Origin of the sequence: Mycobacterium marseillense (assembly GCF_010731675.1) — a bacterium.
Taxonomy (GTDB): Bacteria; Actinomycetota; Actinomycetes; order Mycobacteriales; family Mycobacteriaceae; genus Mycobacterium; species Mycobacterium marseillense.
Genome location: NZ_AP022584.1, coordinates 4,447,575 through 4,474,422, shown reverse-complemented (window position 1 = coordinate 4,474,422; position 26,848 = coordinate 4,447,575). Strand labels below are relative to the sequence as shown.

The window sequence follows — 26,848 nt, the reverse complement described above, 5'->3', positions numbered from 1 at the left end:
GCTCGGCGTGTCGGGTGCTTTTGTGTCTGCTCGGCCTTTCAGTCGCCCTTATTGCCTGAGTGCATCTTCAGCGCACCCTCGACGTTCGCCTTCTTGTCCTCTCCGGCCCCCTTTGCCGCGGCCTTCTTGCGCTTGGCCACGACGGCGTCGACCGCGCCGTTGAGGGCCGAGCCCAGCGGGAAGCCCAGGTAGTGGGTGAGGAAGACGGCCATCTCCTTGAGTTCGGTCTCGGAGAGTTCGCCGTTGAGGAGGGCGGCGTTGATCTGGATCTCGGCCAGGTCGCGATTCCCGATCGCGGTGACCGCCGTCAGCGTCATGATGCGTTTGTCGCGCATGGACAATCCGGGTCGGGTCCAGATGCTGCCGAAGAGGTGATCGACGGTGAGGTCAAAGTACGCGTCGCCTTCGATGTTGGGCATCTCCCAGCCGTAGACCTCGTTCATCTTCGCGAGGCCCTTGCTGCGCAGCTCGTCCATTACGCCTCTTTCTCCGTGTGTGGCACCCCGAGACCGGCGGCCAACCGCTCGCAAGCTAGCTGAGCCAGCGGCAAATCGACCGACACCGACTCACCGAGAGCCAGCGCCAGGCTCAGATCCTTCTCCCCCAGGCCGCGGGTGTGCAAGAACGGCTCGTACAGGAAGTTGTCCGGCTCAAGGTCTTTCATGTCCTCACGCACCATGATCGCGCCGGGGCCGCCGGTGAGAGCGTCGGTGTGGCGCACCACCCGTCCGAGCGCCTGCAGATCCAGTCCCGCCGCCTCAGCCAGTTTCATGGCCTCGCACGCGGCGGCGTATGAGGTAAACGTCAACATGTTGCGGGCCAACTTCATTCGGGTACCCGCTCCCGGCTCACCGGCATGGATGACCATCGCCGCCCAGTGCTTGAATGCCGGCTTGATCTTCTCGTACACCTCACGGTCGGCGCCCACCATGGTGGCGAGTTCGCCTTTGGCCGCCGCGGCGGCACCGCCGCTCACGGGTGCGTCGACGATGTGGATGTCTTGCGGTTTGAGTTCGGCCGCGAGTTCGACGGCGGTGGTGTCGCTGATGGTCGAGTGGATCGCGATGACGGTCCCGGGCTTGGCGTGCGCCGCCAGCTCGCCGACCACCTCGCGCACCTGCGCGTCGTTGAGGACGGTGATGTGGATGATGTCGGCGGCGGCGACATCGGCGACACTGTCGGCCAGGCCGGCGCCCTTTTCGGCCAGCGGGGTCATCGCCTCGGTCCGGATGTCGAAAACCGTTACCCCGCCCGGCCATTCGGTCATCTTCGTGGCCATCGGAGCGCCCATGTTGCCCAGCCCGATATAGCCGAGCTTCAATTCATTCGTCATGACCGGATTATCTGTCCGCCGTCAACATTGAAAATCTGCCCGGTGATCCAGGACGCCTCGTCGGAGAGCAGGAACAGGCACATGCCGACCAGATCCGCGGGCGTCCCCATCCGCGACAGCGGCAGGCCCTTGACGATGTCGGCGACCATCTCTTGAGGCGTGGTGGTCCGGTTGGCCTCGGTGTCGATGGGGCCCGGCGCGATCGCGTTGATCCGGATCTTCTGGCCACCCAACTCGCGGGACAGTTGCTGCGTCAAGCCGTTGAGGCCGACCTTGGCCAGCCCGTAGTAATTCGAGTACAGCCAGGCGGCGGTGGACGACTGGTTGACGATCGCCCCGCCGCCGCGCTTGGCCATCTTCTTGTACACCGCGCGCGTGCACCACAACGCCCCGTCGAGGTTCACGCTCATGAACTTCTTGTAGTACTCCGGGTCGATGGTGAGCAAGAAGTCCAGCTTCATGCCCCCGAAGATCGCGGCGTTGTTGACCAGATAGTCGATGCCGCCGAACTCGGCCAGCGTGCGGTCGGCCATCGCCTTGGCCGACGCCGGATCGGATACGTCGACCGGGATGCTGATGGCGGTTCCGCCGTCGGCCACGATCTGCTTGGCGACCGCCTCGGCCGCCTCGGCGTTGATGTCGGCGACCACCACCGCGGCGCCCTCACGGGCCAGCGCCTCCGCGTAGGCCTGTCCGATGCCGCCCCCGGACCCGGTGACGATGCCGACTTTGTTCTCGAATCGCATGCTCGCAGGCTCCTCTAGTTGATCGCTGTCGCAATAGTTTTGGTTTCCAGGTACTCCTCGAAACCCGCCAGGCCCATCTCGCGGCCGTTCCCGGACTGCTTATAGCCCCCGAAGGGCGCATCGGCCGAATACCACACGCCGCCGTTGACATTGATCGTGCCGGCGCGCACGCGGGCGGCAACGCCGGCGGCCCGGCCGGGGTCAGCGCCAAACACGGTGCCCGACAGGCCGTATGGCGAGTCGTTGGCGATGCGGACGGCGTCGTCGTCACCGTCGTGCGGGATCACCGTCAGGACCGGACCGAAGATCTCCTCGCGCGCGCAGCGAGCGTCGTTCCCCAGCCCCGTGATCACCGTGGGCTCGATGAAGAAGCCGACCTCGCGGTCGGCGGGCCGACCGCCTCCGCAGGCGAACGCCCCACCTTCGGCGATCGCCGAGTCGAGGTAGCCCTGGATGCGGTCGCGCTGGCGCGCCGAAATCACCGGGCCGCAAATGGTTCCGGGGTCGGTGGGGTCACCGGCCTTGATGCCGCCCATCGTCGCGGCCGCGATGGAGACGGCCTCGTCATACTTCGCCCGCGGCACCACCAGCCGGGTGGTGATCGCACACCCCTGCCCCGCGTGCATGCACACCGAGAACGCCGCCACCCCCACCGCGCCGCCTAGGTCGGCGTCGTCGAGGACGATGAACGCCGACTTGCCGCCCAGTTCGAGGAAGACCTTCTTGATGGTCGCCGCGCCGTCGGCCATCACGCTGCGGCCGGTCGCTGTCGATCCGGTGAACGAAACCATGTCCACCCGTGGGTCTTTCGACAACAGCGCCCCGACGCCGTGGTCGTCCGAGGTGACGATGTTGATGACGCCCGGCGGAAAATCGGTGTGCTCGGCGATGAGTTCCCCCAGCACGGCGGCGCACCACGGGGTGTCGGGTGCGGGCTTGAGGACGACGGTGTTTCCGGCGGCCAGGGCGGGCCCGATCTTCGCGAGGTTGATCTGGTGCGGAAAGTTCCACGGGGTGATGGCGCCGACGACGCCGACCGCCTCACGCGCGATGGTGCGTTTGGTCGGAATGCCCATCGGCGATGCCTCGCCGAGATCCTGGTTGTATTCATACGATTCGGCGGTGTCGGCGGCGAACGCCAGGTCGTTGACCGGGACTTCGAGCTGGGCGATGCTGGTGAGCATCCGCGGCGCCCCGACTTCGGCGATGGTCAGGTCGCGCAGCTCTTCGAGGTGCTGCTGCATCGCCTCGCGCAGTTGCCGCACGCAGCGCACCCGCAATTCGGTGTTGCGCGACCAGTCCGTCTCGTCGAAGGCGTGTCGCGCGGCATCGATCGCGCGGTCCATGTCGGCGGCGTCGGCGTTTGCGGCGACCCCGAGCACTTCCTCGGTCGCCGGATTGACCGTGGGAAAGGTACCGGCACTGCCGGCCGACATCTTGCCGTCGATGAAGAGTTGGCTCACGCCGCCGGCCAACAAGGCCATGTCCCGCTCCTGTCTGTGCGCGGTCAACCCGGCACGGCAATCTAGTGGACAGTTGTCCGATATCGTCCGATCGAACCATAGTCGTCTGATCAGCGGCGGTGCAAGAGCCGATCCCGGCGGACGCCCGAATTCGGCTCAAAATCGCTGATTAACCATTGCGTTGCCGACACGGACTTGCTTCGCGCCGACACCATCCACTAGCTTGGACATGTGTCCAGCGATGCACTGGCGATCAGCTCCGACGCCGACCGCCAGACCGGTCAGACGCCGCGCAACCGGCGCCAAGAGGAGACCTTCCGGAAAGTGCTGGCCGCCGGCATCGAAACGTTGCGCGAAAAGTCCTACGCCGACCTGACCGTGCGCGCGGTGGCGGCCCGCGCCAAGGTCGCGCCCGCCACCGCCTACACCTACTTCTCCTCGAAGAATCACCTGATCGCCGAGGTCTACCTGGACCTGGTGCGGCAGGTCCCCTACTTCACCGACGTCAACGACCCGATGCCCACTCGGGTGGAGCAGGTGTTGCGTCATCTGGCCCTGGTGGTCGCCGATGAGCCCGAAGTCAGCGCTGCCTGCACGACCGCGTTGCTCAGCGGCGGGGCGGACCCCGCGGTGCGTGCCGCCCGCGACCGCATCGGCGTGGAGATCCACCGCCGGATCACCTCCGCGATGGGCCCCAACGCCGATCCGACTACCGTGTCCGCGCTGGAGATGTCCTTTTTCGGCGCGCTGGTCCAGGGCGGCAGTGGCGAATTCAGCTACCGCGAGATCGCCGACCGGCTGGCCTACGTGGTCCGGCTGATCCTGACCGGCGCCAAAGACACAAGCCCAGAGACAGAGGCAGGAACCTAAGCGATGACCGTCCATGTTGGCGACCACGAGCTGGTCCTCGATCCCTACGATTACGACTTTCACGAGGATCCATACCCGTACTACAAGCGTCTTCGCGACGAAGCCCCGCTGTATCGCAACGAGGAGCTGAAGTTCTGGGCGCTGTCGCGGCACCAGGACGTGCTGCAGGGGTTCCGCAACAGCACCACGCTGTCCAACAAGTACGGCGTCTCGCTGGATCCGGCGTCGCGCGGCCCGCACGCCAGCAAGACGATGAGCTTTCTGGCGATGGACGATCCCGCCCACTTGCGTCTGCGCACGCTGGTTTCAAAAGGCTTCACCCCGCGCCGGATTCGGGAACTCGAACCCCGGGTCACCGAGATCGCGACGCAGCACCTCGACACCATGCTGGCCAAGGCCAAGGACGGCACCGTGGACTATGTCGACGAGTTCGCCGGCAAGCTGCCCATGGACGTCATCTCCGAGCTGATGGGTGTCCCCGAGCCGGATCGAGACCAGGTCCGCGCCTGGGCCGACGGGGTGATGCACCGCGAGGAGGGCGTCACCGACGTGCCGCCGGAGGCCGTCGAGGCGTCGCTCAACCTCATCGTCTACTACCAGGGGATGGTGGCTGAGCGGCGCGAGAAGCTGACGGAGGATCTGACGTCGGCGCTGCTGGAAGCCGAGATCGACGGCGACCGGCTCACCGATGACGAGGTGCTCGGTTTCATGTTCCTCATGGTCATCGCGGGCAACGAGACCACCACCAAACTGCTTGCCAACGCCGCCTTTTGGGGGCACAAGAACCCCGATCAGCTGACCCCGGTCTACGACGATCTGTCCCGGGTGCCGCTGTGGGTCGAGGAGACCCTGCGCTACGACACCTCCAGCCAGATCCTGGCCCGCACCGTGTCCGGCGAGCTCAGCCTTTACGACACCACCATTCCCGACGGCGACGTCCTGCTGCTGCTGCCCGGTTCGGGCCATCGGGACGAGCGGATCTTCGACAACCCCGACGATTATGTGATCGGGCGCGAAATCGGGCCCAAACTATTGAGTTTCGGTAGCGGCGCACACTTCTGCCTGGGCGCGCATCTGGCGCGGATGGAAGCCCGAGTGGCGCTAACCGAGTTGTTCAAGCGAATCCGCGGCTATGAAGTGGACGAGGCCAACGCCGTCCGCGTCCACTCCAGCAATGTCCGCGGATTCGCCCACCTACCAATGAGCGTGGAGGTCCGCTGAATGCCCCGCTTTGAGCCCTTGCCCGAACGCCGGCCCGCCATCGTGGCCGGCGCCTCCTCCGGCATCGGGGAGGCGACCGCGATCGAACTCGCGGCGCACGGCTTCCCGGTCGCCCTAGGCGCCCGCCGGGTGGAGAAGCTTGACGACATCGTCGGCAAGATCAACGCCGAGGGCGGCGAGGCGGTCGGGTTCCACCTGGACGTCACCGACCCGAACTCGGTGAAATCCTTTGTGGCGCAGTCGGTCGATGCGCTCGGCGACATCGAGGTGCTGGTAGCCGGGGCGGGCGATACATACTTCGGCAAGCTCGCCGAGATCACCACCGACGAATTCGAGTCCCAGCTGCAGATCCACCTCGTCGGCGCCAACCGGCTGGCCGCCGCGGTGCTGCCGGGCATGCTCGAGCGCCAGCGGGGCGACCTGATCTTCGTCGGCTCCGATGTGGCCCTGCGCCAGCGGCCGCACATGGGCGCCTACGGCGCCGCCAAGGCCGCACTCGTCGCGATGGTCACCAACTTCCAGATGGAGCTCGAGGGCACCGGGGTAAGGGCCTCGATCGTGCACCCCGGCCCGACGAAGACGTCGATGGGCTGGAGCCTGCCGGCCGAAAAGATCGGCCCCGCACTGGAAGACTGGGCCAAGTGGGGGCAGGCCCGCCACGACTACTTCCTGCGCGCCGCGGACCTGGCACGAGCCATCACGTTCGTCGCCGAGACTCCGCGTGGCGGCTTCGTGGCCAACATGGAGCTTCAGCCCGAAGCCCCGTTAGCCGACAACAAGACTCGCCAGAAGTTGGCACTCGGAGAAGAGGGGATGCCAGGACAATGACGACCACCGCAATCGTGCCGCGGGTTTCCGGCGGTGAAGAGGAGCACGGCCACCTCGAGGAATTCCGCACCGACCCAATCGGTTTGATGAAGCGAGTCCGTGACGAGTGCGGCGACGTGGGCTGGTTCCAGCTGGCCGGAAAGCACGTCATCCTGTTGTCCGGTGCGGGCGCCAACGAATTCTTCTTCCGCTCCGCCGACGAAGACCTGGATCAGGCCGAGGCCTACCCGTTCATGACGCCGATCTTCGGCAAGGGCGTGGTGTTCGACGCCAGCCCCGAGCGGCGCAAGGAGATGCTGCACAACTCGGCCCTGCGCGGCGAGCAGATGAAGGGCCACGCGGCCACCATCGAGGGCGAAGTCAAGAAGATGATCGCCGACTGGGGCGATGAGGGTGAGATCGAGCTCCTCGACTTCTTCGCCGAGCTGACGATCTACACCTCGACGGCGTGTTTGATCGGGCTGAAGTTCCGCGAGCAGCTCGACCACCGGTTCGCCGAGTACTACCACGAGCTGGAACGGGGGACCGACCCGTTGTGCTACGTCGATCCGTACCTGCCGATCGACAGTTTCCGGCGGCGTGACGAGGCGCGCGTCAAACTCGTTGCGGTGGTTCAGGAGATCATGGACCAGCGGATGGCCAACCCGCCGAAGGACAAGGCCGACCGCGACATGCTCGACGTGCTGGTGTCGATCAAGGACGAGGACGGCAATCTGCGGTTCTCCGCCGACGAGGTCACCGGGATGTTCATCTCGCTGATGTTCGCCGGGCACCACACGAGTTCGGGGACCTCGGCGTGGACGTTGATCGAGTTGATCCGCCATCCCGAGGTCTACGCCGAGGTGCTGGCCGAGCTCGAGGATCTCTACGCCGACGGCCAGGAGGTGAGTTTTCATGCGCTGCGCTCGATTCCGAAGCTGGACAACGTGGTCAAGGAGACCCTGCGGCTGCACCCGCCGCTGATCATCCTGATGCGGGTCGCCAAGGGCGAGTTCGAGGTCGAGGGCTTCCCCATTCACGACGGCGACTACGTCGCGGCGTCCCCGGCGATCTCCAACCGGATTCCCGAGGACTTCCCCGATCCCGACGCGTTTCGGCCCGACCGCTACAACAAGCCCGAGCAGGCCGACATCGTCAACAGGTGGACCTGGATTCCGTTCGGTGCGGGGCGTCACCGCTGCGTGGGCGCCGCGTTCGCCCAGATGCAGATCAAGGCGATCTTCTCGGTACTCCTTCGCGAGTACGACTTCGAGATGGCGCAACCGGCGGACAGCTATCACAACGATCACTCGAAGATGGTTGTGCAGCTTGCCCGTCCGGCGAAGGTCCGCTACCGCAAGCGCAACGTGTAAGGAGTACGTCCATGGGCGGATTCAGAATCGAAGCCGATCTGGATTTGTGTCAGGGCCACGCCATGTGCGAACTGGAGGCGCCCGACTACTTCCGGGTGCCCAAGCGGGGCAAGGTCGAGATCGTCGACCCCGAACCGCCCGAAGACGCCCGCGAGGAAGTCGAGCGCGCGGTCGATATGTGCCCAACGCAAGCACTGTTCATCAAAGAAGATCCAGGAGACTGACTTATGACTGCACAAGCGTCACGCGAAGAACTCGAGGCATGGGTCGACCGCTGGCTGCAGGCCAACAAAGACTGCGAAAAGGCCGGTGACTGGCGGCCTTTGGCGGACTTTTACACCAAAGACGCCACCTACGGGTGGAACATCGGCCCCAAGGAAGACGTGATGTGCGTCGGCGTCGACGAGATCCGCGACGTCGCTTTGGGTTTGGAGATGGAAGGCCTGGAGAACTGGGTGTATGAGTACCAGAAGGTGCTCATCGACGAGAAGCAGGGCGAGATCGTCGGCTTCTGGAAGCAGATCGTGAACAAGACCGACGGCACCCAGGACGAGATCTACGGCATCGGCGGCAGCTGGTTCCGGCTCAACGCCGACAACCTCATCGAGTGGCAGCGGGATTTCTTCGACTTTGGTCACGTCGCGTACATGTTCGGCAAGCTCATCGAATCCAGCGACCTGAGCGAGGGCATGCAGAGGCGCATCGAGCGCAGCATCGCCGGCGAGAAGCTGCCCGGGTACTACCCGCTGGGCGAGGCACCCGTCCCGATCTGGTGATAGGAGCCAACCAAGCATTTGATTTGTTGCACGCGCTATGCTGACGCGACGAGGGTGCCTGTGGCATCCGTCACCTAGCTGGCCGGCAGTAAGGGGCCGGTCAGCGCTGATCAATTCCAAAGGCGAAATGGGGTCAGGACCATCGTGAAGACAAAAGGCGCACTGATCTGGGAGTTCAATCAGCCCTGGTCCATCGAGGAAATCGAGATCGGCGACCCGCAAGCGCATGAGGTCAAGATCCAGATGGAAGCCGCGGGCATGTGCCACTCCGACCATCACCTGGTCACCGGGGGCATCCCGATGGCCGGTTTCCCGGTGCTGGGCGGTCACGAGGGCGCCGGCATCGTCACCGAGGTCGGCCCCGGCGTGGAAGACATCGCCCCGGGTGACCACGTGGTGCTGTCGTTCATCCCGTCCTGCGGGCAGTGTCCGACCTGTCAGGCGGGCATGCGCAACCTGTGCGACCTGGGCGCCGGGCTGTTGGGTGGCGCCGCGGTGTCCGACGGGACCTTCCGGATCCAGGCGAAGGGTCAGAACGTCTTCCCCATGACGCTGTTGGGAACGTTCTCCCCCTACATGGTCGTGCACCGCAGCTCGGTGGTGAAGATCGACGAGTCGGTGCCGTTCGAGGTCGCCGCGCTGGTGGGCTGCGGTGTCACCACCGGATACGGTTCCTCGGTCCGCACCGCCGACATCCGGCCGGGCCAAGACGTCGCCATCGTCGGCGTCGGTGGGGTCGGCATGGCGGCGCTGCAGGGCGCGGTGAACGCCGGCGCCCGCTACATCTTCGCGATCGACCCGGTGGAGTGGAAGCGCGACCAGGCGCTCAAGTTCGGCGCCACCCACGTCTACCCCGACATCTTCGCCGCGATGGCGGGCATGGCCGAGGTCACCTACGGCCTGATGGCCCACAAGGTCGTCGTCACCGTCGGTGAGCTGCAGGGCGCCGACGTCGACAACTACCTCAACATCACCCAAAAGGGCGGGACCTGCGTGCTGACCGCCATCGGCAGCCTGCTGGACACCAACGTCAACATCAACCTGGCGATGCTGACCCTGATGCAGAAGAACCTGCAGGGCACCATCTTCGGTGGCGGTAACCCGCAGTACGACATCCCGCAGCTGCTGTCGATGTACAAGGCCGGCAAGCTGAACCTGGACGACATGATCACCCGCCAGTACAAGCTGGAGCAGATCAACGACGGCTACCAGGACATGCTGGACGGCAAGAACATTCGCGGCGTCATCCGCTACACCGACGCCGACCGCTAAATCACCCGTCATCAGCCGCGTCTTTAAGTGACCGGCTTTCTGCCACCTCATGGCGCCGGGACCAACCGGCGCCATGACGGTGCGCGACCGCGCGCTCATGTCCGCGGGGACGAACTACCGTCTTTCCTTGCGCCACAATGCAATCAGCGCACAGACGACCATCGGGTTGACTCGTCCCGAGGCACCGGGTGGGCAATCTAGTGACAGGAGAAGAAATGATCGAAGCCGCGCAAGCTCAAGAATCCCAGGCATCGCCGGCCCTGGCCGCGTCGCAGTCCTCGTGGCGGTGCGTGCAGGCGCACGACCGGGCGGGCTGGCTGGCGCTGATGTCCGACGACGTGGTCATCGAGGACCCGATCGGTAAGTCCGTCACCAATCCCGACGGCACCGGCGTCCGCGGCAAGGAGGCCGTCGGCGCGTTCTTCGACACCAACATCGCGGCCAATCAGCTCTCCATCATCTGCGAGGAGACCTTCCCGTCGAGTTCGCCCGACGAGGTCGCCCACATCCTGGTGCTCAACAGCAAGTTCGAGGGCGGCCTGACCAGCTCGGTGCGCGGGGTGTTCACCTACAAGGTCAACGGCGCCGGGCTGATCACCAACATGCGTGGCTACTGGAACCTCGAAATGATGCAGTTCGGCAAGGAGGAGTGATTGCCCATGGCGTCGATCTTCACCAAGATCATCAACCGCGAACTGCCCGGCCGCTTTGTCTATGAGGACGACTACGTCGTCGCGTTTCTCACGATCGAGCCGATGACCCAGGGACACACCCTCGTCGTCCCGCGCGAAGAGATCGACAACTGGCAGGACGTCGGCGGCCCGGCCTTCGCCCGGGTCATGGCCGTGAGTCAGTTGATCGGCAAGGCCGTGTGCAAGGCCTTCAGAACCGAGCGCTCCGGCCTGATCATCGCCGGATTAGAGGTGCCACACCTGCATGTGCACGTCTTCCCCACCCGCAGCCTCAGCGACTTCGGCTTCGCCAACGTGGACCGCAACCCCTCACAAGAATCGCTGGATGAGGCCCAGGCCAAGATCAAGGCGGCCCTGGCTCAATTGGCGTGAACCGCGTGCTGCGCGTGGACATCGCTGATGCGCGGCAATGTCACCCGAAAACAGCAGCCCTCACCCGGCGCGGTGGTCACGCTGACGACGCCGCCGTGCGCCCGCACCAGCGACTCGACGATGGATAGACCCAGACCGGTACCGCCGCTGGCGCGCGCCCGCGACGAGTCGGTGCGATAGAACCGCTCGAACACCCGCGACGCGTCCTGCTCACTCATGCCAGGGCCCTTGTCCGCCACTTCGAGGACCGCGTCGTCGCCGTCGGTGCCGACCCGCACCGTCACGTCGGCGCTTTCCGGGGTGTGCTGCAACGCGTTGGCGATCAGGTTGCTCAGCACCTGTCGGATGCGCGCTTCATCACCGAGCACCTCCGGCGTGCCGGGGCCGTCGAGGACCTTCATGGTGATGGTCCGCCGCGGATCGATCGCCTGCGCGTCGTGCACGGCGTCGCTGGCCAGCGCCAGTAAGTCCACCCGGTTGTGCTCGAGTGGTCGTTGCACGTCGAGGCGGGCCAGCAACAGCAGGTCGTCGACCAGCAGGCCCATCCGGGAGGCCTCGCTCTCGATCCGCGACAACAACATGGCGACGTCGCGGGCGGCGCCCTGGCGATACAGTTCCGCGAAACCGCGGATGGTGGTCAGCGGGGTGCGCAGCTCGTGGCTGGCGTCGGTGATGAAGCGGCGCATCCGGTCCTCGGAGCCGCGGGCCTTCTCGGCCGAGGACTCCGAGGACGCCAGCGCTTGCTGAATCTGCGCGAGCATGCCGTTGAGCGCGAGCGAGAGCCGGCCCACCTCGGTGCGCGGATCACGTTCTGGGACACGGCGATCCAGCTGACCGGACGCGATGGCCGCGGCCGTTCGTTCGACTTCGGCCAGCGGCCGCAGGCTGCGCTGGACGACCGCGAAGCTGGCGATTCCCACCAGGACCAGCACCGCGACCCCGATGCCGATCTGCAGCCAGACCAGTGACCCGACGGTGTGCTGGAGGTCGGACAGGTCGATCGCGACGGTGGTCAAGCCGTGTGGCCCGTGCACCGAGACGGCCCGCCAATGAATGTTCGAACCGTTCACCGAGGGCAGCGTCGTCGGATTGGGGCCCACGTCGTTGTTGGCCGGCAGGGCCGGCTCGGCGTTGCGGTCGTTGATGGCGGTGAAGGGGGTTCCGTCGGTGCCGACGCCGCGCACGTAAAACTTCGACGGTGGCCGGCCCGGATCGGGGCCCTCGTACGGCGGCGGTGACTGACGACGCGGTGCCTGCGCCCAGCTGTGGGATGCGTCGAGCAGCGTCTGATCGATGCGGCTGAGCTGACTGTGCCGCAGGATCGACGTCACCGCGACACCGGACACGGCGAGGCCGCAGGCGACCAGCACCAGGGTGGCGGCGACAAGACCTATTCGGAGCGGCAGTCCGCGTCGAGGCTGAGTGACCATCTTTCCAATTCTTCGCTACCGCGGTTGATCGGGCACGCGCTCAGCGCGGTTCCCGCAATACATAACCCACGCCGCGCAGCGTGTGCAGCAGCCGCTTCTCGCCGGTGTCGATCTTGCGCCGCAGATACGAGACGTAGGACTCGACGACGTTCACGTCGCCTCCGAAGTCGTAGCGCCATACGTGGTCGAGGATCTTGGGTTTGCTCAGCACCGTGCCGGCGTTGATCACAAAGTAACGCAGCAGTGTGAATTCGGTGGGCGACAGCGACACGGGCTGGCCGGCCTTCCACACCTCGTGCGTTTCTTCGTCGAGTTCGATATCGGCGAAAGTCAGTCGGGCGCTGCGTGGTTCGGCGCCGCCCTTGCCGGCGCGCCGCAGGATGACCCGCAGCCGGGCGACGACCTCTTCGAGGCTGAAGGGCTTCGTCACATAGTCGTCGCCGCCCAGCGTCAGGCCGGCGATCTTGTCCTGCAACGAATCCCGCGCCGTCAAAAACAGCGCGGGGGCGTCGATGCCGTCGGCGCGCAACCGGCGCAGTACCCCGAATCCGTCCATGCCGGGCATCATCACGTCGAGGATGACGGCGTCGGGACGGGCTTCGCGCGCCCGGTCCAACGCCTGGGCGCCGTTGGTTGCCGTGTAGACCTCGAAGCCCTGGAACTTCAAACTCACCGAGAGCAACTCGACGATGTTGGCCTCGTCGTCGACCACGAGGACGCGGGCCTCCGGTTTGGTGTCGCTGGGAGTTGGCGATGTCATCAGGTGCTGCTGTCCCTTACTTGAAGTTACCTATGGAAAGATTGTGTGATTCCTGAAAGCTCAGTGTCAACCGTCTGTTAGTAGTCTGCCAGGGATCAACGCGTTGCCTTGGGACCGATCGGCCTTTCGCAGGCCGCGTCGTGAATAGACTCGGGGAATGAACCTCGCCAAAAGCATCGTGTCGGCGGCGACCGCTCCGGCCCGGGTCGGGCTGGCCGCGGCGGACGCGGGCCTGGGCGTGGCAAGCGCGGCCGTTGGCGTGGCGAAGCGGGCCTTGGGCGAGAACGGATCCACCGGCACGAACCCGATGACATCGATGCTGGGTCTCGACGACGCGCTCGTGCGCGCCAACCGGCTGGCCAGGCTGCTCGACGACGACGCGCCGCTGGGCCGCGCGGTGGCTCCGGACGGGCCGCTCGACCGCTTACTGCGCCCGGGCGGGGTGGTCGACATGCTGACCTCGGAGGGAGGCCTGCTCGACCGGCTGACCGCCGAAGGCGGCGCCTTGCAGCGCACGCTGCAGCCCGGCGGGCTGGCGGATCAGCTGGTCGCCGAGGAGGGTCTGATCGAACGCCTGCTGGCCGAGGACGGGCTGGCCGACCGGCTGCTCAGCGAAGGCGGCCTGGTCGACAAGCTGACGGCGAAGCACGGGCCGCTCGACCAACTCGCCGACGTCGCCGACACCCTGGCGCGACTCACCCCGGGGATGGAGGCGCTCGAGCCCGCCATCGCCACCCTGCAAGACGCCGTCATCGCGCTCACCATGGTGGTCAACCCGCTGAGCAACATCGCGGATCGGATCCCGCTGCCGGGGCGCCGGCGGCCCTCGTCGCGGGCGGTGCGCTCAGCACGCGTGGTCGACAGCGACCAGTGACCGATTAGGCTTGGTCCCGGTTTTACCCCGCCTCCTTAGCTCAGTGGTAGAGCCGGGGCAGCACGTTGGTTGGATGCTCAGGCCGCCGGTGCGTCAATAGGACTGGCGGTCGGCGTACCGCTGTCGCCGGTAGTAGCGACCGCTGCCGCGATTCCTGGCCTTGTACGTGGGCAGCTGGCTGTCACAGTTGGGGCAGATGAGCCGCAGATTCTCCCGACGATCGTTGCTTGCGTCGCCATTGATGTGGTCGACGATCAGCGTCAGGGTCGCACCGCTCCACGTGTCCTCGATGCCGCAGATCGCACAACATCCGCCCTGTTGCTCATAGAGATAGTCGCGGACGTAGTGACCCTGGTAGGACATGCGCCCACAGACTCCGGTGTCAAGCCAGACCTCCAAGAGCAAGCGTCGGCGGTATTTCTGTTGGTATGCGTTGGTGCAGAATACCTTTCGCCGACGGCCTTCGAAATCGACTCCGCACCCGAGACAGGTCGTTGGCACAAGACAACGCTATTCCTGAGTACCGACAGGAATGGAGCCGCGTGAGAGACTCGAACTCTCGACATCCGCTTTACAAGAGCGACGCTCTACCAACTGAGCTAACGCGGCCGGGGCCGGCTCGATAAGCCACGACGATTCTACGACAGGGTGATGCCGTCCGAGCTACGCGTCGACCGGGCCCGCGGAGGTGCGGGTGTAGGGCGAAAGCTCGCGAACGGAGCGCCTCGGTAGGCGAGCGGTCGTCAGCTCAATCCTGCATCGGCCTCTTCAGCGCGCCCTGCGCTCGCCGTGGTTGTCGTCGTCCTCGTCGTCCCAGTAGACCCATTCGGGAAGCGGTGTGTTGGGCATGGCGCCTAATGCGGATGCCTCATACCCGGGCTGCCCGATGTGTCCCTTCCACCGCGGGTCCAGTCTGTTCGCTCGTGACCGCCTGATCCCGCGGGTGATCACGGCGACGGTGCCTCCGACGACAAAGGCGATCAACGCGACTTTGAGAATCAGCAACAGCACTGACACGACCACATGCGCTCCTCGCTGCTGAGCGTTAATCGTCTGCAGGATAACGAGTTTCGACCCGAAGAGGGATGGCGGCCCATCAGCTCACGGGTAGCCCGGGAGGTTGTCCAGATCGCCTTGGATGTCCCGCAGTTTTCCTTCGATGGCCTGCAAATCGGAGAGAGCATCCTGATACGACGGCTGCATCTCGTTTGAGGCAGAGGGTAGGGACTGGGGACAGTACGCGACGATGGCGCCCGCGGTGACATGAGTGCTTTGATCGGCGTCCCAGATCGACGATCGCTGCACGAATCCGACCGCGTCGGAGAAATTGTGTTGGTGCGCCAGGAAGTCGCACACGGCGTGCCCCTGGGCCATCGCGTAATCCTGGCTGGGAATCGGCACGCCTTCGTGCTTCAGCGCGGCGATGAACGCCGTGTCGGCAACGCCGATCCGCGGGGCGGGCGCGTGCGGCGCCATTCGGCTGGGCGGCGACGCGGCCGGTCGACTGGGCGACGACGCGGCCGGCGGAGGGGTTTCCGTCGGCTGCGCCGATGAATCCTGCTGGCGGAGGGCGAAGATGACGATCGCCGCGGCGGCGATGCCCACCAGGGAGAGCGGCAGCGCCGCCACTAGGCCGAGACGGCGTAGCACACCACTGCGCCACAGGAGCGTGGCCTTGGCGCGCCGCGGCAGAGAGCTCGCGACCACCGGGGTTTCACGCGCATCGGGCGCGCTCACGAGCGGCACCCCGGTGCTGTGGGCCAGAAGCTCGTCGAGCAGTGCGTCGACCTCTTGGGTCGACGGCTGACCGCCCTGCTCGCGGATCGACCGGCGCCCAAGGGCGATGCGCCGCAATTCCGAGTCGATCGTCTCGCGGTCGCGCATATCAACCAGTTTGAGAGCGTCTGGACGCCGTTACAAGTCCCGGTGCTTCATCGGCATTGATGTCACGCGCTCCGATGCGCAAGACTCGCTGTGAGCCAACCAACCGGAGCCGTACGGATTGAGGGGCGATGGACGGAAGTGATCACCGTGGGCGGTAACCGACGCGCCGCGCCGCTGGCCCTCGCCGCGATCATGGTCGCGCTCGCCGGTTGTTCCGCGTCGCATCCCACGAGTGCGCCCGGGGCCGTCACCACGACGCCGGCCGCCGCACCGCCGGCATCGCCGACCCGGGTGGTGCCCGCGGACGCGGGGACGCCCGGCGGCGCGCAGCCACGGCTGGCGTCGGACCCCGCGCAGCTGGCCGACGATCTCGTCGCCGACGAGCGCGCGCTGCGCGACCCGGGGACCCCGGAGCCGGCGCTGACGGCGGCGGCGCACCGCGAGCAGGCGGCCTACCGGGCCATCGGCCGCCATCCCGAATGGGATGCGACGACGCGCCCGCGCATCCCGGTGGAGTTGGCCGAGGTCTACGACCGCAACGTCGACGCCCGCCGGCAACTCACCGCGCTGACCCCGGTGCGCGACACCCTGCCGGCTTGGCGCATCGAGCCGCCGGCCCCGGCCGACGAGCTGCTCAACGACTACCACCAGGCCGAGTCCGAATCCGGCGTCAGCTGGAACTACCTGGCCGCGATCAACTTCATCGAGACCCGTTTCGGCAGCATCGTGGGCGCGAGCACCGCCGGCGCGCAGGGCCCCATGCAGTTCTTGCCGTCGACGTTCGCCGGTTACGGGCAGGGCGGCGATATCCATTCGCCGCGCGACAGCATCCTGGCGGCGGGCCGATACCTGGCCGCCAATGGCTTTGCCAACGATCGGGATCGCGCGATCTATGGCTACAACCACGCCAGCGAATACGTGCACGCGGTCGACCAATACGCGGCGCTGATCGGGGAAGATCCCGCCACGTTTGCCGCGTACTACCGGTGGCACGTCTACTGCCGCACGACGGCGGGCGACGTCTTGTTGCCCATCGGCTACGACGCGTCGTCACCGATCCCGGCCGCGGACTACGTGGCGGCCCATCCGCAGTAGGACGCGATCAGTACAGGGGCACCCAGACACCGAAGAACCAGTAACCCCAACCGCCGTACTGCCAGTTGAAGACCGGGATGACGGTGAAGGTGTTGTAGTTGAAGGGCCCGAAGTCGCCCCGGGCCACGGCCACATCGCGCGGCGGTCCGGCCCACGGCCGGTTCCAGCCACCGGGAGGCGGCGGACCGTTCCAGCCGCCCGGAGGCGGCGGGCCCTCCCAGTGCGGCGGTGGGTGGCCGGGGGCCGGGCCGTCGTTCCAGCCGTAGTTGTGCTGGCGCGGGGGTGGGGGCGCCCCGCGGCCCGGGATGCTGAATTGGACGTTCGGACCGCCGGGGCCACCGATCTGCGCGTTAGCCGTGATCACGTCGTGACGCGGGATGTAGGGCGGGTGCGGCGGCTGGGTGCTCGGTGGGTTGAGCGACGCATACCGCTGCCTCTCGTTCGGCTTGTTCGGCGGCGGGTTCTGAGTGTTCGCCGGGGCATTGGTCTGCCCGCCCTGCGGCGGGTTCTGACCGGGCTCATTTCGCGGGGCGTTCTGCCCCGGCTGCGGCGGGTATTGGTTGTCCTGGTTGGGCGGTGTGTTCTGGCCGTTCTGGCCCGGGGACTGGCCGCGTTCATTCGGCTGCGGCGTGTTCTGACCGCCCTGGGGTGGTGCGTTCGTCTGCCCGCCCTGCTGGGGCGGACTGTCCTGACCGCCCTGCGACGGGCCGTTCTGACCGCCCTGCGGGGGTGGACTGTTCTGCCCGCCCTGCGACGGGCCGTTCTGCCCACCCTGTTGAGGCGGACTGTTGTGTCCGCCCTGCGGCGGGCTGTTCTGGCCACCCTGCGGCGGGTTGTTGCCGCCGCCCTGCTGACCGCCGCCACCGCCGGAGCCGCCCGGCTGTCCACCCGGTCCGCCGGGGTTGCCACCGCCACCCCCGCCGCCGTGGCAGTTCGGGCACGGTGGTGGAGGATCAAGTGGCGCGGCGAAGGCCGAGCCGGCGTTCAGGGTCGCTGTCGAGATACTCAGGCCAGCAGCCAGCGCGGCAGCGCTGACGACACGTTTCATAGACATAGCTGGGGTTCCCCTCTTGGATGTCGACGGCCTGCGCTACGGGCAGGTGACGTCCAATTCAAATGACTTGGTCACCTGCTGCGGTTGCTGCGGGTTGCTCATGTCGATACCGGTTGCGGTGCCTTTGATCGCCCAGTCCTTGCCATTGACCGCGGCTCCGGCACTGCCGCCCTGGCTCGGCGCGGCGTCAGAGAAACCGAGCGCGACGCCGTTGACGGTGCCCAGCCCGACTGAATGCACCAGCGGCGGGTTGCCATTGCTGACCACCGCACCCAGCCCGGCCGTTGGGTCGCCGATGCCGATGTTGATGTTGTCGCCCGCAGCGGCGCACGTGACCTGCCCGCTGACGTTCTGGTTCTGACCGTCGACGATGACTTGCGGACCCGACGCTGAGGGCGCAGCAGACGAGCCCGACGATCCCGTGCTGGACTTGTTACTCGAACATCCGGCGCTGGCCGCGATCACCAGGGCCAGGCCGCCTACTCCGACTACGATCCCACGCTTCACTACCGCTTCCCCTCGTGTCGCCGGTTCCGCTGCCACTTCACCATGGCCTCGGTACCCGGTACTCCTGAATTGCAAACGCTACGACGCTCAGGGGAGAACGCGCAGCCCCCACCTGTCCAGCAGCGGATTGATCAGCATGAAGTAGGTCGTGTAATCGTCGCCGTCGGGCGAGGACATCAACAGACCGACCGCGCTCACGGTGCCGTCCGGGTTCATCACGAAGCCGGGACTTCCGCTGTCGCCGTCCAGGCTGAACACGCTGGCTTCGACCACATCGCCGTCGATGCCCTTGATGGAGCCGCACGTCTCGCCGGTCACCGCACCGATCTTGCAGAATGGCATACCGGGCTGAATCTGCGCGCGGCTCAACACATCCCGAACCTGATATCTGCCCCCTACATCGCCCACCGGCATCCCGACACTCGGCTCGAGGCGGATGATCGCGGCGTCGCGCTTGGCGCCTTCATGCTCGCTGGCCGAGATTTTGCCCAGTGGCGCGTCGTTGCCGTACGTCCACTCCGCACCGTCGTGCGAGTCGCAGTGCCCGCTGGTCATCAGATAATAGCTGCCGTCGGTGCCCTGCGCCGCGAATCCCGCTGTGCACCTGCCGGCTTCATGATCGACTCCCATGCCCGGCGCCGGAGGCGGCGACGGCAGAGCCGGGGGCGGCGCTGCCGCAGCGGTTTTCGCCACCGTCGTCGCGGCCACCAACACGGCCCCGACGATTCCCAGCCCTCGCAACCACGGCATGCTCACGTCGTCCCCCTCCGTTTGTGCCCGGCAGATCGTAGCAGCGCCGCCCGCCCCGAATGCACTGGCGGCCAGCCGTTTCCGCGCGGGCGGCTCATCCGGCGTCGACGTGCCGGGCCAGGAAGTCCAGCACGGCGCCGGCGAAGATGTCGTTGCGGTCGCCGGCGACCATGTGCCCGGCACCGCGGACATCGGTGAATTCGACTTGGGGGAAACGCGTTAGGAATTCGTCGGCGCGCTCCTGGCTGACGAGATCGCTCATCTGCCCGCGGACGAGGAGCATCGGCACCCCGCCGCGCAGGATCGCCTCCACGGCCGTGTGCATCCGATCGGGGTCGGTGACCTCGAACGGCGGGAATGCCGCAGTGCCGCTGATGAATTGCGGGTCCCAGTGCCAATACCAGCGGTCGCCGCGGCGACGCAGGTTGGTGGTCAGGCCGTCGAGATCGGTCGGTCGCGGCCGATGCGGGTTGTACTCGGCGATCGCATCGGCGACTTCGTCCAACGAGGCGAACCCCGATTCCACCCGCTCGGCCATGAAGGCATGTATCCGATTCGCACCGGACTGGTCCATGTTCGGCACGATGTCCACCAACACGACCGCGCTCGCGATGCCCGGGGACAGCTCCCCGGCGAGCAGCATCGATGTGAACCCGCCCAGCGAGGCACCGACCAGCACCGGTCGCGAAGGCAGCGTGTGCAGTACCTCTTGGACGTCGGCGGCGAAACTGACGACGCGATAGTCGCCGTCGTCGGACCAGTCCGATTCGCCGTGGCCGCGCAGGTCGACGGTGACGGCCTGCCATCCCCGCGCGGCGACCGCGGCAGCGGCCTTGCCCCAGGAACGGCGCGTCTGTCCCCCGCCGTGCAAGAACACCACGGCGCGGGCGTGAGGATCCCCGAGGCGGTCGGCGACGATCTGGACCCCGCCGGGACCCCGGATCGTGAACGGTTCAGCTGCCGTGGGCACCAGGTGATACTAAGGCGCCCCCGGTCGGCGCCCGCACTCACTTGACGCCAAGAGCGTGCAGCGGCGTCAATTTAGAGAGCGGGTCGGCGCCGCACTAGACGGACCCGGAGTGAAGGAGAAGGCATGCATCTCGACGAGTACATGTCGATGGATGCGACCGCCCTGGCCGGGCTGGTCGAGGACAAGCAGGTCACCCCGGCCGAACTCCTCGCATTGGCACGGCAGCGCGCGGACGCCGTGAATCCCCGGTTGAACGCCATCGTCCGTCGCCTCGACGGTGTCGCCGACGCCCAGGCCGCCGATCCGAACCTGGGCGGGCCATTTGCCGGTGTCCCATTCCTGCTCAAAGACCTCGGCCAGGAGTACCGCGGATTCCCCACGTCGTGCGGGTCGCGCTCGCTGGCCAATGAGGTGGCCGACCGGCACGCGCTGATCACACAACGGTTTCTGGACGCGGGCCTGGTGATCTTCGGGATGACCAATACGCCCGAATTCGGGGCCAAGGGCGTCACGGAACCCGACTATTGGGGCCCGGCCCGCAACCCGTGGAACACGAAGCACACGCCGGGGGGCTCGTCAGGCGGATCCGCGGCGGCGGTGGCCGCCGGCATCGTTCCGGCCGCCGGGGCCAACGACGGTGGCGGGTCGATCCGAATCCCCGCCGCCTGCAACGGACTTGTCGGCCTCAAGCCCAGCAGGGGCCTGGCACCCTACGGCCCGCAGACCGGCGAGATGATGTTGGGAATGGCGACCCAAGGGGTGGTGTCGCGCACCGTGCGCGACAGTGCGGCACTCTACGACGCGATCGTCGGGAATCATCCCGGTGCAGCCTACCGAGCCGCGTTGCCCGACAAGGCATTCAACGACATCCTCAAGCTCCGCCCGAAGGGGTTGAAAATCGGTTACTCGGCGCGCTCGGCGATCAACCCGCGGCCCCACCCCGAGGCCGTCGCCGCCGTCGAGAAGACGGCCGTCCTGCTGGGCGAGTTGGGCCATCAGGTCGACGAGGTCGCGCCGCCCTACGATGACGCCGCGTTGGGCCGTGACTTTCTGACCATTTGGTTCGCGCAGCTTCACCAGCAGGTCGCGGACATCAAACGGCGAACCGGCGCCCGGGACAGCGACTTTGAGGCCGACACGCTGGCCGTCAGTGAACTCGGCCGATCCGGTGGTGTCCTGGCGGCCATGTCCGCGCTGGAAAGCAGGAACGACTACATCCAGTCCCTGACCGAGTTCCACGGTGCCTACGACTATTTCCTCACCCCCACCCTGGCCACCCCGCCCCTGGAGGTGGGCGCCACGGCGACGTCGGCGGTGTTACAGCGCGCGGCCCGAGTGATCAGCCGGCTGCACGCGGGAAAACTCATGGGGCTCAGCGGAATTCTCGACGACCTCATCCAGGAGAGCCTAGGCTGGGTGCCCTACACGCAGCTGGCCAACCTCACCGGGCGCCCCGCGATCAGCGTCCCCCTGCATTGGACGCAGGAGGGCCTTCCGCTGGGTGTGCAATTCGTCGGGAAGTTGGGTGCCGACGGCGGCCTCCTGCAGTTGGCCGCCCAACTCGAAGAGGCCAACCCGTGGGCTCACCGGCACCCCGCTGCGGTCACGAATTAGTCGCTGCCGCAAGCAGTTTACGCTGGCGGATCGGTGTCCTGCTGGTCACGCTGACCCCGCCACAGCGTGGCGAACCGTCGGGCGATGGCGCCCAGCCGTCCGCCCGCGAGCTGGGAAGCCTTGATGCGGCCCAGGGTTTCCCGGCCTTCATTCGCGTAGTCCTTGACCGATTCGTCGCCTTCCTCGGCACGCATGTCTGTCCTCCGATCCTGCTTGGTCGCGTTCGCTATTCCGAAGCGGGACGCTCGGGTGGTTCCGATGGCGTCAAGCGCTCCGGCGGTTCTGTCGGCGTGAGCCGTTCGGGTGCTTCCGTCGGCGTGAGGCGCTCCGGCGTCTCGCCCGGCGTCCCCGGCTCCGTTGGCTCTGAATTGCCTGGCCACTCCTCCGAAAGCGGCCTGAGGTCCGTATCGCTCATGCTCAGTCCTTCAATCGGCTCAAATCCGCGTACCCGCCGCACCCGGCGGCCCAAACGCTGCCGGCCTCGAAAGCGCCCCTGGGCGCAGCAGGTGCCAGGGGCGGATCGGCCGCTTACACTCCAACGGTGGTAGATCTGGCGCGAACGAGGTCGGCAGTGAAAAAAGTCCCGCTGAGCATCGGAATCGCCGTTGTCGTGTTGCTCGCGGTGTTCGCAATACCGATCAAGCAGCGCTGCGGGGCGCCTGGTTACCCGTGCGCGTCGACGCTGGATATTCAGGGCAATACCCACTACTACTACGAGGTCGAACCGGCGGGTGTCTACCTCGCTGAAATTGTCACCGGCACCAATATCACGCTCTTTTACACGTCGGGCGAGGACCTGGTCAAAGCCAGATAGCACTGTGGGGAGACGACATGCGCATCGGCAGAAGTGCCCGGACCGTCGTGACCGTCGGGTTGCTCGCGGCGGCAACGCTGACCACAAACGCGCCGACGCACGTAGCGCTCGCCGCCGTGGGCCAGCGTCCCTGTAGCGCAAATGCGCTGTGCGCCAAGGCCCCTGCGCCGGACGGCGATGACCAGGCCGCCGCAGAGCGCGTGATCATCGACGGCTACATCAAGAAGCAAGTCGGATGCACGCCGACCATGCCGCCCCACCCGGTGTCCATCGCGTGGGATCCCCCGGGCTTCACGCCCGGGGTCGGCGGCTCTGGCCTCATTCACGATGCCAACCCGGCACTGGGCGGCCAGTACCGCGCCGACTATGTCAATGGTCGATGGCGCATCGAGTACCTGTACTGCTGACGGCGACGGTTTGCTGGCCGGCCGCGGGCGATGCCGGTTCGGTACCAGGTATCCGCGCGGTCACGAGTTCGGCTCGATCCGTCTTCCGCTCGAGCCCGGCAGGAGACCATCCGGGCCGGACCCCGGCATCGCCCGACCAAAACGGCCAGGTAGAGCGAGGATCGTGCGCGCGAATCCCGCGCACCCGACCCGCTGGATCCGCTCGCGGCGGTTCGCGGTGGGCGCTCTCGATTGGGGCCTTCACAGCTAGCTAACGCATACTTGTCACCATGCTCGAAGCGACATCGCCGCTAACCGCCGTTGCGGGGTCCGGTGCTGCGCTGGGTGTGGGCAGAGGTTTGTGATGGCCCGCTCGGGCGGCGCTCATCGCCGCCACCGAGCCGTCCGTCAGTCCTCTCGATTCCGCAAAGGGCTGACGCGCACCCTGGGCGCGCTGGTTTCCGTGGCGGCGGTCGGGCTGACCGGCGCCGGGTATTACGTGGCGCACGGCGCATTGGGCGGCATCACCGTTTCCAACGCGCTGCAGCCCGACGACCCGCGCTCCAGCGGCGACAACATGAACATCCTGCTGATCGGCCTGGACTCGCGGAAAGACCAGGACGGCAACGACCTGCCGTATTCGATTCTGAAGCACCTGCATGCAGGCGATTCCGACGACGGCGGCTACAACACCAACACCCTGATCCTGGTGCACGTCAGCGCCGACAACAAAGTCGTCGCCTTCTCGATCCCGCGCGACGACTGGGTGCCGTTCACCGGGGTCCCGGGATACAACCACATCAAGATCAAAGAGGCGTACGGGCTGACCAAGCAGTACGTCGCGCAAAAGCTGGCCAACCAGGGGACGAGCAGTCAAAAAGAGCTCGAGACCAAGGGCCGTGAGGCCGGGCGGGCGGCGACCCTGCGCGCGGTGCGCAGCCTGACCGGCGTCCCGATCGACTACTTCGCCGAGGTCAACCTGGCCGGCTTCTACGACCTGGCGCAGACGCTGGGCGGCGTCGAGGTGTGCCTGAACCACGCCGTCTACGACTCGTATTCCGGCGCCGACTTCCCGGCCGGGCGCCAGCGATTGGACGCGTCCGAGGCGCTGTCGTTCGTCCGGCAGCGGCACGGCCTGGACAACGGCGACCTGGACCGCACCCACCGGCAACAGGCGTTTATCTCGTCCGTCATGCAGGAGTTGCAGGCCGCGGGCACCTTCACCAACATCGACAAGCTCAAGAACCTGATGGCGGTGGCGCGCAAGGACGTGGTGCTGTCGTCCGGCTGGAATGACGAGATGATCCAACGGCTCGGCGGGCTCGCCGGCGGCAATCTGGAATTCCGGACCCTGCCGGTCCTGCGCTACGACAACATCGATGGCCAGGACGTCAACATCGTCGACCCGGGCGCGATCAAGGCCGAGGTGGCGGCGGCGATCGGCACCGACGCACCGACCACCGCGGCCACCACCACGGCCGTCAAGCCCGATCCGTCCACGGTCGTCGACGTGGTCAACTCGGGCAGCATGAGCGGGCTCGCCACCGAGGTATCGCGCGCCCTGAAAAAGAAGGGCTACACCCCGGGCCAGGTCCGCGACCGCGAGTCCGGCGAGCCGACCACCAGCTCGATCGCGTACGGCGCCGGCGCGCAGACCGACGCGCGCAACGTGGCCAACCTGCTGGGCATGGACGCACCCAGTCAGCCCAGCCCCGGCGTCCAGCCGGGCCACATCCGGGTGACGGTGGACACCAATTTCTCGATCCCCACACCGGACGACACCCAGATGGACGACGTGACGAGCACCAGCACCACCGCGTCGACGAAGGTTAAGTCCTACTACTACAACGGCACCACGACGACCTACCCGACGCCCGATCAGGGAAAGCCGATCGACGGCGGGGGCGTGCCCTGCGTCAACTAGCGGCGATCGCAAGCGCGGTCGTGGCGATCGCAAGCGCGGCGGAGCCGGGCGCAGCGGGTCGCCGCATAGTCCAAGCCGGGCGCAGCGGGTCGCCGCCATCAACCAGCCACGCTTCAAGCGTGCGTGCCGCCGTCCATGCGGATCTCGGTGCCGGTGATCCAGGCTCCGTCGTCGGATACCAGCATGGCGATCACCCCGGCGACCGCGTCGGGGCCGGCCATCCCCGTGCCGCTGGACTCCGTCGTGGTCGGCAGGATCGGCATGAGCCGGGGAAACAGCGACCAGTCGGCGTCCTTCGGGATGTATCCGCCAGTGGCGTCGGTGATCCCGGACTTGATGCTGCCCGGGGCGACGCACGCCGCGCGCAGACCCTGCTTGGCATATTCCAGCGCCAGCGAGTGGGTGAACGCCTGGATGCCGCCCTTGCTCGCGGCGTAGGCGGCCATATAGGGATGGGCGAACGAGGCCGACGTCGAGCTGAAGTTCACGACCGCGCTGCGCGGATTTGCCAGCAGCGACGGTAACGCCTCCCGCACCACCAGAAACGTCCCGGTCAGGTTGACGCCGACGATCTGGTTCCAGAGTTCGAGGCTGGTGTCGTGGGTGTGCGCGGCTCGCAGGATGCCGGCGGCGTTGACCAGCGAGTCAAGGCCGCCGAGCTGCTCGGCGGCCAGGCGCACCCCGTCGACCACCGAAGCCTCGCTGCCGACATCCATCGGCACGGTGGTGAGCCGGTCGGCGGTGCCGGCCTCTTGTGCCTGTGCCCGCGTCGCGTCCAGGCCCTCGGCCGCGACGTCGGAGGCCGCGACGGCGGCGCCCTCATCGAGCAAGCGCAGCGTGGTCGCCTGACCGATCCCCGACGCGGCACCGGTCACCAGAATCCGCTTGTCCTCGAGTCGCTTCATCGCTTCTCCCGTTCACTAGGCGCGGCGACGGGTCAGGGTGCGACCACCCCGCGCAGCGCATCCTCGCCGTACATCTGCACCATCATCGAGGAGTAATCCGGACCGCGGCGCAGAATGTGTCCCCCGTCGACGTTGATGCACTGGCCGGTGATCCAGGCGGCCGCGTCGCTGAGCAGGAACAGCGCCAGGTTGGCCACGTCCTCGACCTCGCCGACCCGCGGCAGCGGGGTGCACAGCGCGTAGTCACCACTGATCTCGGGTGACTGGATCACGCTCGCGTCGACAAGATCGGTGCGAATCAGGCCCGGCCGGATGCTGTTGACCCGCACCCAGGACGGGCCGAGCTCGTCGGCGGCCAGCATCATCATGTGGTCGATCGCCGACTTGGTGACCCCGTACGGGCCGAACCACCGGTGGGTGTTGCTGGCCGCGATCGATGAGATCCCGATGAACGAGCCACCGCCGCCGCGCACCAGCTCGCGCCCCACGTGCTTGAGCACGTACATGGTGCCATTGACGTTGAGGTCGACGGTGTTTCGCCACGCTTCGGAGTCGGTGTGGGTGATCGGCCCCACGGTCAGCGAGCCACCCGCGCAATGCACCGCGCCGTGCAGTCGGCCGTGCCAGGCCGTCGCGGCGTCGACCGCGCGGGCCACCTCGTCCTCGTTCGTGACGTCGGTGGGCTCATAACGAATGGAGCCCTCGCCGGGCAGGGCCTCGATCTCCTTGACGGCCTCGGCGAGGCGATCGGCATTGCGGCCGACGATCATGACCGACGCGCCGGCCGCGACCAGCCCCGTGGCCACGCCCTTGCCGATCCCGCTGCCACCGCCGGTGATCAGGTACGTCCGGTCTTGGAAAGAAAGCTGCACGCGAGGCCCTTTCAAACTGGAACAGGTTCTAGCTATAGAAGCATGTCCCCTCGGGGGGAATATCGCTACCCCCGGTCTCGTTAG

29 protein-coding genes, 1 tRNA gene and 2 pseudogenes are annotated in these 26,848 nt (G+C 66.8%); 15 read left to right on the top strand and 17 right to left on the bottom strand.

Going from position 1 to position 26,848, the window contains the following annotated elements:
* Window positions 1-38: 38 nt before the first annotated feature.
* From G6N26_RS20855 to G6N26_RS20840, 4 genes are read right to left on the bottom strand one after another with little or no spacing between them, the layout of a single operon-like run.
* Window positions 39-476 carry a carboxymuconolactone decarboxylase family protein gene (locus G6N26_RS20855; protein ID WP_067166340.1) on the bottom strand — a complete coding sequence of 146 codons (438 nt, stop codon included), beginning with the start codon at window positions 474-476 and terminating at the stop codon, window positions 39-41.
* On the bottom strand, window positions 476-1,333 hold the full coding sequence (locus G6N26_RS20850) for an NAD(P)-dependent oxidoreductase (protein ID WP_083014658.1): 858 nt from the start codon (window positions 1,331-1,333) through the stop codon (window positions 476-478). Before G6N26_RS20850 ends, G6N26_RS20855 begins: the two co-directional genes overlap by 1 nt.
* On the bottom strand, window positions 1,330-2,079 hold the full coding sequence (locus tag G6N26_RS20845) for an SDR family oxidoreductase (protein WP_067166333.1): 750 nt from the start codon (window positions 2,077-2,079) through the stop codon (window positions 1,330-1,332). The genes G6N26_RS20850 and G6N26_RS20845 overlap by 4 nt, the downstream gene beginning before the upstream one ends.
* Window positions 2,080-2,093: 14 nt before the next feature.
* On the bottom strand, window positions 2,094-3,563 hold the full coding sequence (locus G6N26_RS20840; RefSeq protein ID WP_083014655.1) for an aldehyde dehydrogenase: 1,470 nt from the start codon (window positions 3,561-3,563) through the stop codon (window positions 2,094-2,096).
* A 210-nt stretch (window positions 3,564-3,773) separates the two neighbouring features.
* On the opposite strand from G6N26_RS20840, the gene G6N26_RS20835 reads away from it, so the two are divergent.
* The 9 genes and pseudogenes from G6N26_RS20835 to G6N26_RS26595 all read left to right on the top strand — a co-directional run.
* Window positions 3,774-4,412, top strand: coding sequence for a TetR/AcrR family transcriptional regulator (locus tag G6N26_RS20835; RefSeq protein WP_067168633.1), 639 nt, complete (start codon window positions 3,774-3,776; stop codon window positions 4,410-4,412).
* Window positions 4,413-4,415: 3 nt separating this feature from the next.
* Window positions 4,416-5,633 carry a cytochrome P450 gene (locus tag G6N26_RS20830; protein ID WP_067168631.1) on the top strand — a complete coding sequence of 406 codons (1,218 nt, stop codon included), beginning with the start codon at window positions 4,416-4,418 and terminating at the stop codon, window positions 5,631-5,633.
* On the top strand, window positions 5,634-6,461 hold the full coding sequence (locus G6N26_RS20825) for an SDR family oxidoreductase (RefSeq protein ID WP_067168629.1): 828 nt from the start codon (window positions 5,634-5,636) through the stop codon (window positions 6,459-6,461). It begins immediately after the preceding gene.
* Complete coding sequence (locus G6N26_RS20820) at window positions 6,458-7,813, top strand: cytochrome P450 (RefSeq protein WP_067168627.1); 1,356 nt, start codon at window positions 6,458-6,460, stop codon at window positions 7,811-7,813. The genes G6N26_RS20825 and G6N26_RS20820 overlap by 4 nt, the downstream gene beginning before the upstream one ends.
* Window positions 7,814-7,824: 11 nt before the next feature.
* Window positions 7,825-8,037: a ferredoxin gene (locus tag G6N26_RS20815; RefSeq protein ID WP_067168625.1), complete on the top strand. Its 213-nt coding sequence runs from the start codon at window positions 7,825-7,827 to the stop codon at window positions 8,035-8,037.
* 3 nt (window positions 8,038-8,040) lie between these two features.
* Window positions 8,041-8,589, top strand: coding sequence for a hypothetical protein (locus G6N26_RS20810; protein WP_083014652.1), 549 nt, complete (start codon window positions 8,041-8,043; stop codon window positions 8,587-8,589).
* 144 nt (window positions 8,590-8,733) lie between these two features.
* Window positions 8,734-9,861 (top strand): NDMA-dependent alcohol dehydrogenase, encoded by a 1,128-nt coding sequence (locus G6N26_RS20805; protein WP_067168622.1) that lies wholly within the window; start codon window positions 8,734-8,736, stop codon window positions 9,859-9,861.
* Between the two features lie 215 nt (window positions 9,862-10,076).
* Complete coding sequence (locus tag G6N26_RS20800) at window positions 10,077-10,514, top strand: ketosteroid isomerase family protein (protein WP_139799076.1); 438 nt, start codon at window positions 10,077-10,079, stop codon at window positions 10,512-10,514.
* 6 nt (window positions 10,515-10,520) lie between these two features.
* Window positions 10,521-10,769 (top strand): annotated as a pseudogene (locus G6N26_RS26595) (HIT family protein); the annotation flags it as partial.
* 127 nt (window positions 10,770-10,896) lie between these two features.
* Here the strand turns inward: G6N26_RS26595 and G6N26_RS20790 are convergent.
* A pseudogene (locus tag G6N26_RS20790) lies at window positions 10,897-12,355 on the bottom strand (sensor histidine kinase).
* A 40-nt stretch (window positions 12,356-12,395) separates the two neighbouring features.
* Window positions 12,396-13,115 (bottom strand): two-component system response regulator PhoP, encoded by a 720-nt coding sequence (gene phoP / locus G6N26_RS20785; RefSeq protein ID WP_008263800.1) that lies wholly within the window; start codon window positions 13,113-13,115, stop codon window positions 12,396-12,398.
* 157 nt (window positions 13,116-13,272) lie between these two features.
* Between phoP and G6N26_RS20780 the strand changes: the two genes are divergently transcribed.
* Window positions 13,273-13,989: a hypothetical protein gene (locus tag G6N26_RS20780; protein ID WP_067168614.1), complete on the top strand. Its 717-nt coding sequence runs from the start codon at window positions 13,273-13,275 to the stop codon at window positions 13,987-13,989.
* 93 nt (window positions 13,990-14,082) lie between these two features.
* On the opposite strand, the gene G6N26_RS20775 is transcribed toward G6N26_RS20780, so the two are convergent.
* The 4 genes from G6N26_RS20775 to G6N26_RS20760 all read right to left on the bottom strand — a co-directional run bounded on the left by G6N26_RS20775 (window position 14,083) and on the right by G6N26_RS20760 (window position 15,873).
* Entirely contained in the window at window positions 14,083-14,490 is a 408-nt protein-coding gene (locus tag G6N26_RS20775; RefSeq protein ID WP_067168612.1) for an HNH endonuclease, read from the bottom strand.
* Between the two features lie 32 nt (window positions 14,491-14,522).
* Window positions 14,523-14,598: transfer RNA gene (locus tag G6N26_RS20770), tRNA-Thr, on the bottom strand.
* 159 nt (window positions 14,599-14,757) lie between these two features.
* The gene (locus G6N26_RS20765; RefSeq protein WP_083015143.1) at window positions 14,758-15,006 is read right to left on the bottom strand and encodes a hypothetical protein; all 249 of its coding nucleotides are present in this window, start codon (window positions 15,004-15,006) and stop codon (window positions 14,758-14,760) included.
* 84 nt (window positions 15,007-15,090) lie between these two features.
* Window positions 15,091-15,873 carry a DUF732 domain-containing protein gene (locus G6N26_RS20760; RefSeq protein WP_083014649.1) on the bottom strand — a complete coding sequence of 261 codons (783 nt, stop codon included), beginning with the start codon at window positions 15,871-15,873 and terminating at the stop codon, window positions 15,091-15,093.
* Between the two features lie 192 nt (window positions 15,874-16,065).
* Between G6N26_RS20760 and G6N26_RS20755 the strand changes: the two genes are divergently transcribed.
* Window positions 16,066-16,968, top strand: coding sequence for a lytic transglycosylase domain-containing protein (locus G6N26_RS20755; RefSeq protein WP_179960387.1), 903 nt, complete (start codon window positions 16,066-16,068; stop codon window positions 16,966-16,968).
* A gap of 7 nt (window positions 16,969-16,975) precedes the next feature.
* On the opposite strand, the gene G6N26_RS20750 is transcribed toward G6N26_RS20755, so the two are convergent.
* The 4 genes from G6N26_RS20750 to G6N26_RS20735 form a co-directional block, all read right to left on the bottom strand.
* Window positions 16,976-18,016 carry an MAP_0585 family protein gene (locus G6N26_RS20750; RefSeq protein ID WP_083014645.1) on the bottom strand — a complete coding sequence of 347 codons (1,041 nt, stop codon included), beginning with the start codon at window positions 18,014-18,016 and terminating at the stop codon, window positions 16,976-16,978.
* Window positions 18,017-18,058: 42 nt separating this feature from the next.
* Complete coding sequence (locus tag G6N26_RS20745) at window positions 18,059-18,529, bottom strand: lipoprotein LpqH (protein ID WP_067169354.1); 471 nt, start codon at window positions 18,527-18,529, stop codon at window positions 18,059-18,061.
* An 87-nt stretch (window positions 18,530-18,616) separates the two neighbouring features.
* The gene (locus tag G6N26_RS20740; protein WP_083014642.1) at window positions 18,617-19,285 is read right to left on the bottom strand and encodes a S1 family peptidase; all 669 of its coding nucleotides are present in this window, start codon (window positions 19,283-19,285) and stop codon (window positions 18,617-18,619) included.
* Between the two features lie 88 nt (window positions 19,286-19,373).
* Window positions 19,374-20,249: an alpha/beta fold hydrolase gene (locus tag G6N26_RS20735; RefSeq protein ID WP_179960242.1), complete on the bottom strand. Its 876-nt coding sequence runs from the start codon at window positions 20,247-20,249 to the stop codon at window positions 19,374-19,376.
* A gap of 123 nt (window positions 20,250-20,372) precedes the next feature.
* Between G6N26_RS20735 and G6N26_RS20730 the strand changes: the two genes are divergently transcribed.
* Entirely contained in the window at window positions 20,373-21,863 is a 1,491-nt protein-coding gene (locus G6N26_RS20730) for an amidase (protein ID WP_083014638.1), read from the top strand.
* A 17-nt stretch (window positions 21,864-21,880) separates the two neighbouring features.
* Here G6N26_RS20730 and G6N26_RS25860 read toward each other — a convergent pair whose 3' ends face one another.
* On the bottom strand, window positions 21,881-22,057 hold the full coding sequence (locus G6N26_RS25860; RefSeq protein WP_165605020.1) for a hypothetical protein: 177 nt from the start codon (window positions 22,055-22,057) through the stop codon (window positions 21,881-21,883).
* 377 nt (window positions 22,058-22,434) lie between these two features.
* Here G6N26_RS25860 and G6N26_RS20725 point away from each other — a divergent pair, with 377 nt between their 5' ends.
* The 3 genes from G6N26_RS20725 to G6N26_RS20715 all read left to right on the top strand — a co-directional run bounded on the left by G6N26_RS20725 (window position 22,435) and on the right by G6N26_RS20715 (window position 24,987).
* A complete protein-coding gene (locus G6N26_RS20725) occupies window positions 22,435-22,677 on the top strand; it encodes a hypothetical protein (protein ID WP_083014631.1) in 243 nt (80 codons plus the stop codon).
* A gap of 17 nt (window positions 22,678-22,694) precedes the next feature.
* Window positions 22,695-23,084: an integrase gene (locus tag G6N26_RS20720; RefSeq protein ID WP_083014627.1), complete on the top strand. Its 390-nt coding sequence runs from the start codon at window positions 22,695-22,697 to the stop codon at window positions 23,082-23,084.
* A 343-nt stretch (window positions 23,085-23,427) separates the two neighbouring features.
* Window positions 23,428-24,987, top strand: a complete 1,560-nt coding sequence (locus G6N26_RS20715; RefSeq protein WP_139799075.1) for an LCP family protein — start codon at window positions 23,428-23,430, stop codon at window positions 24,985-24,987.
* 113 nt (window positions 24,988-25,100) lie between these two features.
* Here the strand turns inward: G6N26_RS20715 and G6N26_RS20710 are convergent, their stop codons facing one another.
* Complete coding sequence (locus tag G6N26_RS20710; RefSeq protein WP_083014620.1) at window positions 25,101-25,892, bottom strand: SDR family NAD(P)-dependent oxidoreductase; 792 nt, start codon at window positions 25,890-25,892, stop codon at window positions 25,101-25,103.
* A 32-nt stretch (window positions 25,893-25,924) separates the two neighbouring features.
* Window positions 25,925-26,764 carry an SDR family oxidoreductase gene (locus tag G6N26_RS20705; RefSeq protein WP_067164739.1) on the bottom strand — a complete coding sequence of 280 codons (840 nt, stop codon included), beginning with the start codon at window positions 26,762-26,764 and terminating at the stop codon, window positions 25,925-25,927.
* Window positions 26,765-26,848: the final 84 nt, after the last annotated feature.

Bases quoted from the DNA above. Each gene is read 5' to 3' on its own strand.
- G6N26_RS20760 (WP_083014649.1), bottom strand. From the start codon at position 15,873: ATGCGCGACCGCGAGACGATCGACTCGGAATTGCGGCGCATCGCCCTT.
- G6N26_RS20845 (WP_067166333.1), bottom strand. From the start codon at position 2,079: ATGCGATTCGAGAACAAAGTCGGCATCGTCACCGGGTCCGGGGGCGGC.
- G6N26_RS20750 (WP_083014645.1), bottom strand. From the start codon at position 18,016: ATGAAACGTGTCGTCAGCGCTGCCGCGCTGGCTGCTGGCCTGAGTATC.
- G6N26_RS20755 (WP_179960387.1), top strand. From the start codon at position 16,066: ATGGTCGCGCTCGCCGGTTGTTCCGCGTCGCATCCCACGAGTGCGCCC.
- G6N26_RS25860 (WP_165605020.1), bottom strand. From the start codon at position 22,057: ATGCGTGCCGAGGAAGGCGACGAATCGGTCAAGGACTACGCGAATGAA.
- G6N26_RS20825 (WP_067168629.1), top strand. From the start codon at position 5,634: ATGCCCCGCTTTGAGCCCTTGCCCGAACGCCGGCCCGCCATCGTGGCC.
- G6N26_RS20850 (WP_083014658.1), bottom strand. From the start codon at position 1,333: ATGACGAATGAATTGAAGCTCGGCTATATCGGGCTGGGCAACATGGGC.
- G6N26_RS20810 (WP_083014652.1), top strand. From the start codon at position 8,041: ATGACTGCACAAGCGTCACGCGAAGAACTCGAGGCATGGGTCGACCGC.
- G6N26_RS20780 (WP_067168614.1), top strand. From the start codon at position 13,273: ATGAACCTCGCCAAAAGCATCGTGTCGGCGGCGACCGCTCCGGCCCGG.
- G6N26_RS20710 (WP_083014620.1), bottom strand. From the start codon at position 25,892: ATGAAGCGACTCGAGGACAAGCGGATTCTGGTGACCGGTGCCGCGTCG.
- G6N26_RS20820 (WP_067168627.1), top strand. From the start codon at position 6,458: ATGACGACCACCGCAATCGTGCCGCGGGTTTCCGGCGGTGAAGAGGAG.
- G6N26_RS20830 (WP_067168631.1), top strand. From the start codon at position 4,416: ATGACCGTCCATGTTGGCGACCACGAGCTGGTCCTCGATCCCTACGAT.
- G6N26_RS20715 (WP_139799075.1), top strand. From the start codon at position 23,428: ATGGCCCGCTCGGGCGGCGCTCATCGCCGCCACCGAGCCGTCCGTCAG.
- G6N26_RS20815 (WP_067168625.1), top strand. From the start codon at position 7,825: ATGGGCGGATTCAGAATCGAAGCCGATCTGGATTTGTGTCAGGGCCAC.
- phoP (WP_008263800.1), bottom strand. From the start codon at position 13,115: ATGACATCGCCAACTCCCAGCGACACCAAACCGGAGGCCCGCGTCCTC.
- G6N26_RS20800 (WP_139799076.1), top strand. From the start codon at position 10,077: ATGATCGAAGCCGCGCAAGCTCAAGAATCCCAGGCATCGCCGGCCCTG.
- G6N26_RS20730 (WP_083014638.1), top strand. From the start codon at position 20,373: ATGCATCTCGACGAGTACATGTCGATGGATGCGACCGCCCTGGCCGGG.
- G6N26_RS20840 (WP_083014655.1), bottom strand. From the start codon at position 3,563: ATGGCCTTGTTGGCCGGCGGCGTGAGCCAACTCTTCATCGACGGCAAG.
- G6N26_RS20720 (WP_083014627.1), top strand. From the start codon at position 22,695: ATGCGCATCGGCAGAAGTGCCCGGACCGTCGTGACCGTCGGGTTGCTC.
- G6N26_RS20855 (WP_067166340.1), bottom strand. From the start codon at position 476: ATGGACGAGCTGCGCAGCAAGGGCCTCGCGAAGATGAACGAGGTCTAC.